We start from the raw sequence: 12,710 nt of genomic DNA, 5'->3' as shown, positions 1-12,710 counted from the left end.
TTGTCTGTGCTCGACACTGAGCTATCCAGAAACGCGCTATCGATCAAACCCGCTCAAGCGGACAGTCGGATTGAGCCTGCTTGAGGCTGGCTTCGAATTCAGTCAGTTGCACGTATTGGCGGTTCAATGCTGCGATTCTGTCTGTCAGCTCCTGCTTTTTATCGGCAATTGCCTGATGCGCCAGATTCCACGGCAGTGCCTGTCCGCGGTAGCCCTCAAGCATTGCCTGCAATTCCTTGAGCTTGAACCCCAGTTGCTGAGCGCATTTGATGAAGGTCAGCAGTTCGACGCTCTGTTGGTCATAGAGGCGGTAGTTGCCTTGGCGTTGCGCGGGCGGCAAGAGGCCGATGTTGAGCAGCAAAACGACAAGGATAAAGTCGGACCCTTGGGGCAGAGTCAAGCTTCGTTCAGTTGCCTGTTTCGCGCATTGAAATTTTCCCCCGCTAAACGTCAAGTTCTTGGAATTAAGTGCGAAACATTTGAGCGCTCCTGACGGTTTTCGCAAGAATGTTCACAGGCATCGCTCGTATCATTCACGGGTGAGTAGGCTGAGAGCTATGCAATGAAAAAAACAATGTCGTGGTGGGATATCAGCCCGCCCTTGAGCACCGAGACTCCCACGTGGCCGGGTGATACGCCGTTTCAGGAAGAACGCGTCTGGACCTTCGGCCCCGAGTGCCCGGTGAATGTCGGCCGCATCACCTTGTCTGCGCACACGGGCGCGCACGTCGATGCGCCGTTGCATTACAGCGCTGACGGTGTGGCTATTGGTGATGTGTCGCTGGATGTCTACATCGGTCCGTGTCGCGTACTGCATTGTCTGGACAGCGGTCGGCTGGTTCAGCCTGAGCAACTGGAAGGGCGCCTTGCAGATCTGCCCGAGCGCGTCCTGTTGCGCACTTATCAACAGGCGCCGTTAACAGCCTGGGACCCGGACTTCACGGCTGTGGCCAAGGAAACCGTCGACCTGCTGTCGAGCCTTGGCGTGCGGCTGATCGGTATCGATACGCCGTCGCTGGACCCTCAACACTCCAAGACTATGGATTCGCACAATGCAGTGGCGCGACATGGCATGGCGATCCTCGAAGGCATCGTGCTCGATGACGTGCCGGAAGGCGACTATGAACTGATTGCGCTGCCGCTGCGGTTTGCCAACCTGGACGCGAGTCCGGTCAGGGCAATTTTGCGGCCACTGAACAAACCGCCACTTGAGGAGCCTGCTCAATGAGCCAATGTCCCTATTCATCTTCAAATCAGTCATCTTCAAACCAGCCGGAAGAATGGCATAACGCCGAACTGAATTTTTCCGAGTCCATGAGCTACGGCGATTACCTGGACCTGGGGAAGATTCTCAGCGCTCAGCACCCCTTGTCCCCGGACCATAACGAGATGCTGTTCATCATCCAGCATCAGACGTCCGAGCTGTGGATGAAGCTGATGTTGCACGAGCTCAAGGCCGCTCGCGAACACGTCAGGCTGGGAGAGTTGCCGCCTGCGTTCAAGATGCTGGCGCGGGTGTCGCGGATCTTCGATCAACTGGTGCATGCCTGGACGGTGCTGGCGACCATGACGCCTACCGAGTACCACGCGATCCGGCCGTTTCTGGGCCAGTCATCGGGCTTCCAGTCGTTTCAGTATCGTGAGATTGAATTCATCCTCGGTAACAAGAGTGCAACCCTGTTGCGTCCGCATGCCCACCGGCCTGAGCTATTGGCGGAACTTGAAAAGGCCATTGCTACGCCGTCGCTGTATGACGAGGCGATTCGATTGATGGTCAGCGCCGGATTGGCGATAGACCCACAGCGCTTCGAGCGCGATCCGGCGAGTCCAACCGCCTATGACGCCTCGGTCGAAGCGGCCTGGCGTGTGGTGTACACCGACCCTTCGCGGTATTGGGATCTTTACCAATTGGCGGAGAAACTGATCGACCTTGAAGACTCATTCCGTCAATGGCGCTTCCGCCATGTCACCACGGTTGAGCGGATTATCGGCTTCCAACCGGGCACCGGCGGCACTGAAGGTGTCGGCTATCTGCGCAAGATGCTCGATACCGTGCTGTTCCCGGAGTTGTGGCGCGTGCGTTCGACCCTCTGACCCAGGCGCTAGAGGATTCCCGGCGCACGGACCCTGTAGCAGCTGCCGAAGGCTGCGTTCGGCTGCGCAGCAGTCGTAAAATCATCCGCTGAGGTGCATCAGGCACACCCAGTTGTTTGTATTTACGAGCGCTGCGCGCTCGAACGCAGGCTGCGCCAGCTGCTACAGAAAGCAAAAGCCCCGGCGTTCATCGAATGCCGGGGCTTTTTGTCGTCTGGCTGAAGGTTATTAAGCGACCGACAACGTGCGGGTCCGTGCGACCCGAATCCGGTAGAACACGAACAGGATCAGCACCCAGACCGGGATGGCATAGACCGATGCGCGTACCCCTGGAATCAGCAGCATCACGTAAATGATCATGGCCATGAACGCCAGGCACAGGTAATTGGTGTACGGCGACCAGAATGCCTTGAAGCCCGGGACGATGCCGCGTTGGCCCATGGCCTTGCGAAACTTCAGGTGAGTCAGGCTGATCATCGCCCAGTTGATCATCAACGAGGCAACCACCAGCGCGAACAGCAATTCAAGCGCTTCATTCGGGGCGACGTAGTTAACCACCACGCACAACATCGTGATCAGCGCCGATACGCCCAGCGCCAGTAACGGTACGCCCTGTTTGTTCAGCTTCATCAGCGCCTTGGGGGCATCACCCTGTTCTGCCAGGCCGTAGAGCATGCGGCTGTTGCAGTAGACGCCGCTGTTGTAGACCGAGAGCGCGGCGGTGAGCACCACGAAATTGAGGATTTGCGCTGCGGTGTTGCTGCCGATCAAGGCGAAAATCTGCACAAACGGACTGCCGCTGTAGGCATCGCCCGAGGCGCCCAATGTCTGGAGCAACTGGTCCCATGGGTACAGCGACAGCAGCACGGTGAGTGCGCCGACGTAGAAGATCAACACGCGGTAAACCACCTGATTGATCGCCTTGGGAATGACCTTCCTCGGCTCGCTGGCTTCGGCGGCGGTGATGCCGACCAGCTCCAGGCCACCGAAGGAGAACATGATGAACGCCATCGCCATCAGCAAACCGTGGGTGCCGTTGGGGAAGAAACCGCCGTGGCTCCACAGGTTGCTCACTGAGGCCTGCGGGCCACCGGTGCCGCTGACCAGCATGTAACAGCCCAGGGCAATCATGCCGATGATCGCCACGACTTTGATGATGGCGAACCAGAACTCCATTTCGCCGAAGACTTTGACGTTCAGCGTATTGATCAGGTTGACCAGTACGAAGAACACCGCCGCGCTGACCCAGGTCGGGACCTCGGGCCACCAGAACTGCACGTACTTGCCCACGGCGGTCAGCTCCGCCATGCCCACCAGCACATACAGCACCCAGTAGTTCCAGCCGGACAGGAAGCCGGCAAAACCACCCCAGTAGTTGTGTGCAAAATGGCTGAAGGAGCCGGCGACCGGCTCTTCGACAATCATCTCTCCCAACTGTCGCATGATCAGAAAGGCGATAAAACCGGCAATGGCATAGCCGAGGATCATCGACGGGCCTGCCGATTTGAGCACGCCGGCAGAGCCGAGAAACAGCCCTGTACCAATTGCGCCTCCCAGTGCGATCAGCTGGATATGCCGGTTTTTCAGCCCCCGCTTCAGTACACCCTGTTGCAGTTGTTCATCCGCCATCTGGATACCTTCTCGTTTTTATGGTCAGGCTTTGTTACAGGTCGACAGCTTATTCAATTACCGCGCGCTTGTGAGCCTCAGACGTTACTTTCGGTGAACTTTTCGTAATACAACTGCACGTTATCCAGGGTTTGGAGCTGCAGCCAGCTCTTGATCGACTCGACCATCGGCGGCGGCCCGCAGACGTACAGGTCGACCGCGGCGTCGCGCAGTTCGCCGGCATCGAAATGCTCGGCGATGTAGCCACGTTTTCCGTCCCAGTCTGCAGAGGGATCGCTCACCACTGGCGTGTAACGAAACCCCGGAATGCGTTGAGCATAGGCATGAATGCGTTCGCTTTCGCACAGATCGGCAGCGTCCCGTACGCCGTAGTACAGGTGCACAGGCTGTTCGCAACCGCGCGCGACGATTTCGTCGAGCATGCCCAGCAGCGCGGACAGTCCGGTGCCACCGGCCACCAGAATCAGCGGCCGGGTGATGTGGCGAAGATAGAACGCGCCCAACGGTGCTTCCATAGCGATTTCATCGCCGACCTGGCAGCGCTCACGAATGTAATTGCTCATCACCCCGTCGGGTAACAGGCGAATCAGAAATTGCAGCTGATTGCTGCTGGTCGGGCGGTTAGCGAAGGAGTAGGAGCGTTTGCTCGTGGTGCCCGGAATCAGCAGGCGGGCGTACTGCCCCGGCAGGAAATCCAGTGGCTGGGTGGTCGCCCCCAAATCCAGATGCAGGATCGCGGTACTGGCCGAGACCTGACGCACATGCGTGACCGTACCACTGAGCTGCGCGGGCCCTGCGGCATTGCACAGGCTGGAGGCGAAGTCGAAATAGAACGCTGCATCGGACTTCACTCGGGTCTGACAAGTGAGCATCTTGCGTTGTTGCAGGTCGAGGCTGGAGAGGGCTTCGTCATCCACATAATCCTGGCTGTAGTCGCCGGATTCGCAGCGACCCTGACAGGTTCCGCAGACACCCTCGCGGCAATCCAGCGGAATATTGATGCCGTTGCGCAGGGCGGCGTCGAGCAGTACTTCGTTGGCCTGCACGGGAAAAAACAGTGTTTTGCCATCAGCAAAACTGAACGCAACCTTGTGGTTCATGCCCCGGTCTCCATGGATTCAGAGGTGGTAGAAATCGAGCACCGAGTTGATGGTGTCGTTGAGCAGCAACACGTGTTTGCGGGTAATCACCCAACTGTCTGCATGAGGCTTGAGGCGATAGGTCGCGTTCCCGTAAAACTGCTCGGACGTGGCCAGGCGATAGAACAGGGTGTGCCAGTTCAGCCGCACCTCCAGCTCACCCGTTTCGAGTTCGCTGATCCGCACATTGTTGATCAGGTGCAGGGTGCGCGGCATCGGCGTGGCCGACGCGGATTTACCGGTGCGCAAGCGGAACACGCGGTCCTCCAGGCCTGAACGGCTGGCGTAGTAGATCAACGACATTTCGCGCTTGGGGTCACGGGTATAGACGTGTTCGGAGTCCCATTGCGGCAGGTGAAATTCACTCTGTTCGTCGAAGAGCTTGAGGTAGGCGTCCCAGTCCTTGGCGTCGCACAGTTCGGATTTACGGTAGAAAAACTGCTCGATCTGGTACTGCAATTGCGGATTCATGTTCACACCTCACGTAGTTTCAGGGATTTCGCGTCCAGGCCGTCGAGCAGAAATTTCTGCCAGTGACTGTGCTGGTTGACGTAAAGCCCTTCGTGGGTGAATTCGGTGCCGGTCATGGCCGGCGCGATACCGATCGACTCGCTATTAGGCGTAGCGCCGGTCGCCCACTGGTGGCTGCCGCGTGAGATATCGCTCCAGCGCTCCAGTCGCGCCTGGAAACCGCGCTGGGCTTCACGGAATTCCACCAAGTCATCCGGCGTGCCGAGTCCGGACACGTTGAAGAAGTCTTCGAACTGCCGAATCCGGTTTTCCCGATCCGCATCCGATTCGTTTTTCACGCCCAGGCACTGGCTGATGATTTCGGTCTTGTTCCAGGCCACAGGGCGGATGATCCGTAGCTGCGAGCTGATTTGATCGAGGAAAAACAGGCTCGGATAAACGTTCAGGTTGCGCAGCCGATGCATCATCCATTCGGCTTTTTCCTGACCGTGCTCCTCGATCAGGCGCGGCATGATCGTCGCGTAGCCGGAGCGCACCGTCGGGTTAGGCATGTCACTGAACAACACGCTGTGACCGTTATTGAAGGCGAACCAGCCGTCATCGGTAGTGGCGTCGCCGGCCCCCAGTTTGCTGTAGTCGAGCGTGCCGCTGGCGTGGGTGCCGTTCTCGCTGTTGACCTGCTGGCGGTGCTGCACCGTGGCCACGTAGTTATAGTGGACCGTGCTGACGTGATAGCCGTCCAGGCCGTTTTCGTTCTGCAGTTTCCAGTTGCCGTCGTAGGTGTAGGCCGACTTGCCGGGCAGCACTTCCAGTTCACCAGTGGGCGACTGGGCGACCATCATGTCGAAGAACACTTTGGCATCGCCGAGGAAGTCTTCGAGGCTGTTGTCAGCGTGGACATCCAGGCTGATGAAGACGAAGCCCTTGTAGCTCTGGATACGGGCCTTTTTCAGGCCGCGTGTGGCTTTGTCGAAGCCTTCCGGGTATTCGCCGGGGGCCTTGACCTTGACCAGGCGTCCGTCGCTTTTGTAGCACCAGGCGTGGAACGGGCAGGTAAACGTCGATTGGTTGCCTTTGCCGACCCGGGTCAACGTCGTGCCGCGATGCTGACAGGCGTTGATCAGCGCGTTGAGTTGGCCGTCGCCGTCACGGGTAATGATCATCGGCTGGCGGCCCGCGCGCATCGTGACGAAGTCGTGGTTATTGGCCAACTCACTTTCATGGCAGGCGTAGATCCAGTTCTTCTCGAAGATCAGCTCCATCTCCAGATCGAACAGTTGCGGCTCGGTAAACATATCCCGAGCGATCCGGAACACGCCTTCTGCCGGACGGAAGTCCAGGCAGCCTTCAATAAACGCTTTCCACTGCTCGACGTTTTTTTCGCCACTCATGGGTGTGCACCTTTTTTATTCAGGTCAATCGGTGCACTCATTAGAGAGAGTGGGGCGGGCAGGGGTCTATCCGGTTTGTCGACGAAGGCAGTCCACAAAGTCAGGGGGGGCAGTCAAGCCGAAAGATCGCAGCCTGCGGCAGCTCCTACGCTGGATACGTAAACCTGTAGAAGCTGCCGAAGGCTGCGATCTTTCCGGGTAACACCCCGTGTATCGAGGTGGGCAGGTAATACTCAAGACCCTGCACCATTCGATGAACGGTCGCCCTTGATTGCAGCGGTGAGGTACTGTCTTGAGCAGGCTTGAGTACAGTTTGAGAGCGTGCTCCGGTATCAAAGCCTCCGCGTTATCCACTTAGTCGATGATTGCTATCCACTGGGTTGGCGCAGGCGTTTTGTGGTCTGGAACTTGCTCGGCTCAAGTCAGAGACGCGCCATCAGAGCGTGCTGAAAAAATTGCCGTGGGTGCGCCGTGATGAGTAGCAAAGCCGATCCGCAGTTTCGCGATATTCGTATCGATCGCTATGACCTTGAGGGCGCGCGGACCTGGATGTCGGGTATCTGCGGGCCGCACCGTCTCGAAACCGCGACGCCCGAACGGATCCGTTTTCATCACACCGCCAATGTCTTCAAGTCGATGGCCACGACCCTGGGCACGATTGAATACGGCACTGATGTGACCGTCGATATCGAAGACGCCGAGCACTTCAGCAGCTACAGCCTCAGCCTGCCGTTGGTTGGTGAGCAAGAGCTGAGCAAGAACGGCACGCTACTTAAATCCAATCGCGATCAAGGCGTGATCATCTCCCCGAATGAAAACCAGATGCTGGCGATCTCCGGTGACTGTCGCAAAGTCCAGGTGGTGATCACCCGCGCCGCCATGAGTGAATCCCTTGAGGGAATGTTGCAGCGCCCACTGGATGCACCGCTGCGCTTCGACTCGGTAATGGATGCAGTGGACGGTGCGTCGGCCTCGTGGTGGCGCATGGCGCGGTATTTCATCGGCGAACTGGAGCGCAGCAGCGCGCTGTTTGAGCAGGTCACCTTCACGCGGGACATCGAAAGCTCGTTGATCAAAGGCCTGATCCTCGCCCAGCCGAACAATTACTCCGATGAGCTGCGCGACGTGCTGGGCGTGAAGTTGCCGCATTACCTGGTCAGGGCCAAACAGTACATTCACGACAACGCCCGCGAAGCGCTGCACCTGGAAGACATCGAAGCGGCGGCCGGGGTTTCTCGGTTCAAGCTGTTCGAGGCATTCAGAAAGTACTTCGCCCTGTCGCCGATGGCCTATCTGAAAAAATACCGGTTGAATGCGGTGCGCCAGGACATTCTTGAACATGGCCTGGCGCGCAATATCTCGGAGATTGCCATGGGCTGGGGTTTCACTCACATGGGGCGTTTTTCCGCCGAGTACCGCAAGTTGTTCGACGAAGCCCCGAGCACAACCTTGCAGCGTAATGAGGCACGGCGCCTGCGCGGGCTTTGATACAGAGGCTGTCAGTAACGGCTTATTTACGGGCGACCAGATCGAGCAGGTCGTCTCGTTCCTTGATTTTCTGCAGGACGATTTCCGAGCGAATATCGGTGACCCCCGCGGTGCGATTGAGCTTGTTGACGATGAAATCCGAGAAGTGTTTCAGGTTGCGCGCCTGAACCCGCAGCACATAGTTGCTGGCTCCGGTAATCACGTACGCGGTGGCAACTTCCGGCCACTCTTGCACCTTCTTGATAAAGGTCTCGTGCCAGTCTTCGACGTCCTGTCGCAACGACACATGGACGATAGCTTCCAGCTCGATGCCCAGCCGTTCGGCGTTCAACACCGCGCGATAGCCGGTGATGATTCCCTCACTTTCCAGCAGCCGCAAACGGCGCAGGCAAGCCGACGGCGAGAGCGCGACTTTCTCCGCCAATTCCTGATTGCTGATACGCCCATCCTGCTGCAAGTAGTGCAGGATCCGCAGGTCTGTCGAGTCGAGCGTCATGGCTTGAATAAATCCGCGATTTTTGGAGTTGGATTCGAATTATCTACGAGATAACTACTCTATGGCCGTCCACTTTGCACGAAAATTCTCCAAAGCTTCGTTCATTATTTGCTCATTGTGCCGGCACAGAAGTGCCCAAGGCAGCGCATCCTGCGGCGGCATGTCATCTAAAAAACAGGACCGACAATGACCACAAGAAACGATTGCCTGGCGCTCGATGCGCAAGACTCCCTGGCTCATCTGCGTCAGCAGTTTGCGCTCCCCGAAGGCGTGATTTACCTCGACGGCAACTCCCTGGGCGCACGTCCGATTGCGGCGCTTGAGCGTGCTCAAGCAGTGATCGCCGAGGAGTGGGGCAATGGTTTGATCCGTAGCTGGAACAGCGCGGGCTGGCGCGATCTGCCGGAGCGTCTGGGCAATCGGCTGGCTGGGCTGATTGGGGCCGGTGAAGGCGAAGTGGTGGTCACCGACACCACCTCGATCAACCTGTTCAAGGTCCTCGGCGCGGCCTTGCGCGTGCAAGCTACGCGGGCGCCGACGCGGCGAGTGATTGTCAGTGAGTCCAGCAACTTCCCGACGGATCTGTACATCGCCGAAGGGTTGATGGACTTGCTGCAGCAGGGTTACCGCTTGCGTCTGGTCGACAGCCCGCAAGAACTGGCGCAGGCGATTGACCAGGACACTGCGGTGGTCATGCTCACCCACGTCAACTACAAGACCGGCTACATGCACGACATGCAGGCCCTGACCGCACTGATCCACGAGCGTGGCGCGCTGGCGATCTGGGACCTGGCGCACTCTGCCGGTGCGGTTCCGGTCGACCTGCGTCAGGCGGGCGCGGACTACGCCATCGGCTGCACCTACAAGTACCTCAATGGCGGCCCCGGCTCGCAAGCGTTTGTCTGGGTTTCGCCACCGCTGTGCGATATGGTCACGCAGCCGCTGTCCGGCTGGTTCGGTCATTCCCGACAGTTCGACATGGCCTCCGGTTACGAGCCGAGCCGCGGCATTGCGCGCTACTTGTGCGGCACTCAGCCGATCACCTCGTTGGCCATGGTCGAGTGCGGCCTGGAGATTTTCGCCCAGACCGACATGGCCAGCCTGCGCCGCAAATCCCTGGCACTGACCGATCTGTTTATCCAGTTGGTCGAGCAGCGCTGCGCCGCTCACGACCTGAAACTGATCACCCCGCGCGAACACGCCAAGCGTGGCAGCCATGTCAGCTTCGAACACCCGCAAGGTTATGCGGTGATCCAGGCCTTGATCGCCCGGGGCGTGATCGGTGACTACCGCGAGCCACGGATCATGCGCTTCGGTTTCACGCCGCTGTATACGAGCTTCACCGAAGTCTTTGATGCGGTGCAGATCCTGGGCGAGATTCTCGATCAGAAAACCTGGGCGCAAGCGCAGTTCCAGGTTCGCCACAGCGTCACTTGATACAAAAGATCGCAGCCTGCGGCAGCTCCTACACACATTGCGTAGGAGCTGCCGCAGGCTGCGATCTTTTACGGTCCCCCGGTTTTACGAACGATGTGCTCTCTTCAAAAAAAACAATATTCAGAGGACAGACAAATGACCGAAGCCACCGGTTTTGAAACCATCTCCAAGCGTGAACATGGCCTCAGGCGCCAGCTTACGTCGGGGCAGATGAGCATGATCGCGATTGGCGGTGCGATAGGCACTGGCCTGTTCATGGGCAGCGCCTACGCCATCGGCTATGCCGGGCCGAGCGTGCTGCTCAGCTATGCGATTGGCGCGATCATCACGCTGCTGTTGATGGGCTGTCTGGCGGAAATGACCGTCGCCCACTCGACCTCGGGTTCGTTCGGCGCGTATGCGCAATTCTATGTCAGCCCGTTGGCCGGGTTCCTGGTGCGCTACGCCTATTGGGCGGCGATTGTGCTGGCGGTTGGCACAGAGGTGACGGCGGTCGCGATGTACATGAAGTACTGGTTCGCCAGCGTGCCCGAATGGATCTGGATCGTCTCGTTCTCCAGTGTGCTGATCGTGCTCAACGCCATCAGCGTGAAGACCTTCGGCACCTTTGAGTACTGGTTCTCGACCATCAAGATCGGCGCGATTGTCGGCTTCATCATCCTTGCGGTGTACGTGGTGTTCGGTTCCGGTAACCCGGATTACGGCGTGCATAACTACACCCGCCATGGCGGGTTTTTCCCCAATGGCCTGCAAGGGATGTGGGTGGCGGTCATCGTGTCGATCTTCAGCTACCTGAGCGTGGAAATGATCGCGGTAGCGGCCGGTGAAGCAGAAGATCCGGAGCGGGCGGTGAAGAAAGCCTTTCGCGCGACCATCGTGCGGTTGGTGGTGTTTTACCTGCTGACCCTGGCCTTGATGTTGGCGATTGTGCCGTGGGTTCAGGCAGGTCATGCGCAGAGTCCGTTCGTCACGGTCATGCAAACCATCGGCATTCCCGGCGCCACCGGGGTGATGAATTTCGTGATTCTGATTGCCGCCTTGTCGGCAATGAACAGTCAGCTCTACATCACCACGCGGATGATGTTCAGCCTGTCCCGTGGCGGTTACGCACCCAAGGCGATGGGCGCGTTGAGCAAAAGCGGGATCCCGCTCAATGCCTTGTTGCTGTCGAGTTCGGGCATTGCGCTGGCGACGCTGCTGAACGTGATGTACCCGGAAAGCTCCTTCACCTTGATGATGGCGATCTCCATGTTCGGCGCGATCTTCACCTGGTTCATGATCTTTCTCACGCACTACTGTTTCCGTCGTTATCACCAGCGTCACGGCGAGCGGAAACTGTCGTTCCGCATGCGTCTTTTCCCTTACACCACGCTACTGGGGCTGGTGCTGATGGGCGCAGTGATGATCACCACCTACTTCACCGAAGCCTTCAAAATGACCCTGGTATTTGGTGTGCCGTTCCTGCTGATCCTGTCGTTGGTCTACGCTCTGTTCTTCAGAAAAACCAAGGTATTGGTCGGCACTCTCGACAACGTCCCGGTTCCGTAGGAGCCGGCGGCCATCTGTTGATCAGCGGCTAGCTGAAGACGGGCTGAGCATGTCGATGCGGCGGATAGCGAAGTCGCGCTCCAGGTAATCCATGCGGTTCTCGAAAAACTGCTGCTTCCGGGCGGGTTTTGGCGTGCAGGATGAAACCGTGTTGTTCGCTCATGCAGAGTTCCTCAAGTCAGGGTTGAGAAAATGCTATGGCAACAATCTGCTGATGATTCGTGCGTTTTGATCAAATGTATTTTGCCGACTTCGGGCTTATTCATGGGAAAGGTCATCGATAACCTGCCGCCATCAACGTTAAAACTTCTCGATTTCGCGACTTATCCACAGCGTCGCGCATCGGACCCTGATGATGAGGCTTCCCATGAAAAAAGTTCTGTTGCTCAACGGTGGCAAGAAATTCGCCCACTCCGACGGTCGCTATAACGCCACCCTGCACGAAGCCGCCTTGAGCGTGCTGGATCGCGGCGGTGTCGACGTGAAGGTGACCCACATCGACGAGGGCTACGACATTGCTGAAGAAGTCGCCAAGTATGTTTGGGCCGACGTGATCATTTACCAGATGCCGGGCTGGTGGATGGGCGCGCCATGGACCGTGAAAAAGTACATTGACGAAGTCTTCACCGAAGGCCACGGCAGCCTCTACGCCAGTGACGGCCGGACCCGTTCCGATGCTTCGCAGAAATACGGCAGCGGCGGTCTGTTGCAGGGCAAACAGTACATGCTGTCGTTGACCTGGAACGCGCCGCAGCAAGCCTTCGATGACCCGACCGACTTCTTCGAGGCCAAGGGTGTGGACGCGGTGTACTTCCCGTTCCACAAGGCCAACACCTTCCTCGGCATGAGCGGTCTGCCGACCTTCCTGTGTGTCGACGTGATGAAGCGGCCGAACATTGAAGCTGACGTCGAGCGCTACGAGCAGCACCTCAAGCAGGTGTTCGATCTGAAGGTATAGGCATGAGCTAGTATCGGGGGGAAGATCGCAGGCTTCGCCAGCTCCTACAATGCAAAAAC

The 12,710-nt window shown here is 58.2% G+C and carries 12 protein-coding genes and 1 pseudogene; 6 read left to right on the top strand and 7 right to left on the bottom strand.

Features of this window, described 5'->3' with window-relative positions:
- Positions 1 to 43: 43 nt before the first annotated feature.
- On the bottom strand, positions 44 to 400 hold the full coding sequence (locus BLL42_RS10080) for a MerR family DNA-binding protein (protein WP_071551925.1): 357 nt from the start codon (positions 398 to 400) through the stop codon (positions 44 to 46).
- Between the two features lie 162 nt (positions 401 to 562).
- On the opposite strand from BLL42_RS10080, the gene kynB reads away from it, so the two are divergent.
- Positions 563 to 1,228: an arylformamidase gene (gene kynB, locus BLL42_RS10075; RefSeq protein WP_071551924.1), complete on the top strand. Its 666-nt coding sequence runs from the start codon at positions 563 to 565 to the stop codon at positions 1,226 to 1,228.
- Positions 1,225 to 2,094, top strand: coding sequence for a tryptophan 2,3-dioxygenase (kynA, locus tag BLL42_RS10070; protein ID WP_071551923.1), 870 nt, complete (start codon positions 1,225 to 1,227; stop codon positions 2,092 to 2,094). The genes kynB and kynA overlap by 4 nt, the downstream gene beginning before the upstream one ends.
- 228 nt (positions 2,095 to 2,322) lie before the next feature.
- Here the strand turns inward: kynA and BLL42_RS10065 are convergent, their stop codons facing one another.
- From BLL42_RS10065 to antA, 4 genes are all read right to left on the bottom strand, one after another.
- Positions 2,323 to 3,723 (bottom strand): amino acid permease, encoded by a 1,401-nt coding sequence (locus BLL42_RS10065; RefSeq protein ID WP_071551922.1) that lies wholly within the window; start codon positions 3,721 to 3,723, stop codon positions 2,323 to 2,325.
- 77 nt (positions 3,724 to 3,800) lie between these two features.
- Complete coding sequence (gene antC, locus BLL42_RS10060; RefSeq protein ID WP_071551921.1) at positions 3,801 to 4,823, bottom strand: anthranilate 1,2-dioxygenase electron transfer component AntC; 1,023 nt, start codon at positions 4,821 to 4,823, stop codon at positions 3,801 to 3,803.
- Positions 4,824 to 4,841: 18 nt separating this feature from the next.
- The gene (gene antB / locus BLL42_RS10055; RefSeq protein WP_071551920.1) at positions 4,842 to 5,333 is read right to left on the bottom strand and encodes an anthranilate 1,2-dioxygenase small subunit; all 492 of its coding nucleotides are present in this window, start codon (positions 5,331 to 5,333) and stop codon (positions 4,842 to 4,844) included.
- 2 nt (positions 5,334 to 5,335) lie between these two features.
- Entirely contained in the window at positions 5,336 to 6,724 is a 1,389-nt protein-coding gene (antA, locus tag BLL42_RS10050) for an anthranilate 1,2-dioxygenase large subunit (RefSeq protein ID WP_071551919.1), read from the bottom strand.
- A 474-nt stretch (positions 6,725 to 7,198) separates the two neighbouring features.
- Between antA and BLL42_RS10045 the strand changes: the two genes are divergently transcribed.
- The gene (locus BLL42_RS10045; protein WP_071551918.1) at positions 7,199 to 8,212 is read left to right on the top strand and encodes an AraC family transcriptional regulator; all 1,014 of its coding nucleotides are present in this window, start codon (positions 7,199 to 7,201) and stop codon (positions 8,210 to 8,212) included.
- Between the two features lie 22 nt (positions 8,213 to 8,234).
- Here the strand turns inward: BLL42_RS10045 and BLL42_RS10040 are convergent, their stop codons facing one another.
- Positions 8,235 to 8,708 (bottom strand): Lrp/AsnC family transcriptional regulator, encoded by a 474-nt coding sequence (locus BLL42_RS10040; protein ID WP_054594119.1) that lies wholly within the window; start codon positions 8,706 to 8,708, stop codon positions 8,235 to 8,237.
- A 186-nt stretch (positions 8,709 to 8,894) separates the two neighbouring features.
- On the opposite strand from BLL42_RS10040, the gene kynU reads away from it, so the two are divergent.
- Both kynU and BLL42_RS10030 read left to right on the top strand, forming a co-directional pair.
- Positions 8,895 to 10,145 carry a kynureninase gene (gene kynU, locus BLL42_RS10035; protein ID WP_071551917.1) on the top strand — a complete coding sequence of 417 codons (1,251 nt, stop codon included), beginning with the start codon at positions 8,895 to 8,897 and terminating at the stop codon, positions 10,143 to 10,145.
- A 135-nt stretch (positions 10,146 to 10,280) separates the two neighbouring features.
- Positions 10,281 to 11,693 (top strand): amino acid permease, encoded by a 1,413-nt coding sequence (locus BLL42_RS10030; protein ID WP_071551916.1) that lies wholly within the window; start codon positions 10,281 to 10,283, stop codon positions 11,691 to 11,693.
- A gap of 21 nt (positions 11,694 to 11,714) precedes the next feature.
- Here the strand turns inward: BLL42_RS10030 and BLL42_RS30450 are convergent.
- Positions 11,715 to 11,801: pseudogene (locus BLL42_RS30450) on the bottom strand (putative quinol monooxygenase); the annotation flags it as partial.
- A 259-nt stretch (positions 11,802 to 12,060) separates the two neighbouring features.
- On the opposite strand from BLL42_RS30450, the gene mdaB reads away from it, so the two are divergent.
- Positions 12,061 to 12,651, top strand: coding sequence for an NADPH:quinone oxidoreductase MdaB (mdaB, locus tag BLL42_RS10025; RefSeq protein WP_071551915.1), 591 nt, complete (start codon positions 12,061 to 12,063; stop codon positions 12,649 to 12,651).
- Positions 12,652 to 12,710 lie beyond the last annotated feature (59 nt).

This window comes from Pseudomonas frederiksbergensis (genome assembly GCF_001874645.1).
GTDB lineage: Bacteria > Pseudomonadota > Gammaproteobacteria > Pseudomonadales > Pseudomonadaceae > Aquipseudomonas > Aquipseudomonas frederiksbergensis_B.
The sequence above is the reverse complement of the archived record's forward strand: the minus strand, read 5'-3'. Positions and strand labels throughout refer to the sequence as shown.

What these genes read in the sequence shown, in the direction of transcription:
- kynB (WP_071551924.1), top strand. Translation starts at nt 563, where the DNA reads ATGAAAAAAACAATGTCGTGGTGGGATATCAGCCCGCCCTTGAGCACC.
- kynA (WP_071551923.1), top strand. Translation starts at nt 1,225, where the DNA reads ATGAGCCAATGTCCCTATTCATCTTCAAATCAGTCATCTTCAAACCAG.
- BLL42_RS10065 (WP_071551922.1), bottom strand. Translation starts at nt 3,723, where the DNA reads ATGGCGGATGAACAACTGCAACAGGGTGTACTGAAGCGGGGGCTGAAA.
- antC (WP_071551921.1), bottom strand. Translation starts at nt 4,823, where the DNA reads ATGAACCACAAGGTTGCGTTCAGTTTTGCTGATGGCAAAACACTGTTT.
- antB (WP_071551920.1), bottom strand. Translation starts at nt 5,333, where the DNA reads ATGAATCCGCAATTGCAGTACCAGATCGAGCAGTTTTTCTACCGTAAA.
- antA (WP_071551919.1), bottom strand. Translation starts at nt 6,724, where the DNA reads ATGAGTGGCGAAAAAAACGTCGAGCAGTGGAAAGCGTTTATTGAAGGC.
- BLL42_RS10045 (WP_071551918.1), top strand. Translation starts at nt 7,199, where the DNA reads ATGAGTAGCAAAGCCGATCCGCAGTTTCGCGATATTCGTATCGATCGC.
- BLL42_RS10040 (WP_054594119.1), bottom strand. Translation starts at nt 8,708, where the DNA reads ATGACGCTCGACTCGACAGACCTGCGGATCCTGCACTACTTGCAGCAG.
- kynU (WP_071551917.1), top strand. Translation starts at nt 8,895, where the DNA reads ATGACCACAAGAAACGATTGCCTGGCGCTCGATGCGCAAGACTCCCTG.
- BLL42_RS10030 (WP_071551916.1), top strand. Translation starts at nt 10,281, where the DNA reads ATGACCGAAGCCACCGGTTTTGAAACCATCTCCAAGCGTGAACATGGC.
- mdaB (WP_071551915.1), top strand. Translation starts at nt 12,061, where the DNA reads ATGAAAAAAGTTCTGTTGCTCAACGGTGGCAAGAAATTCGCCCACTCC.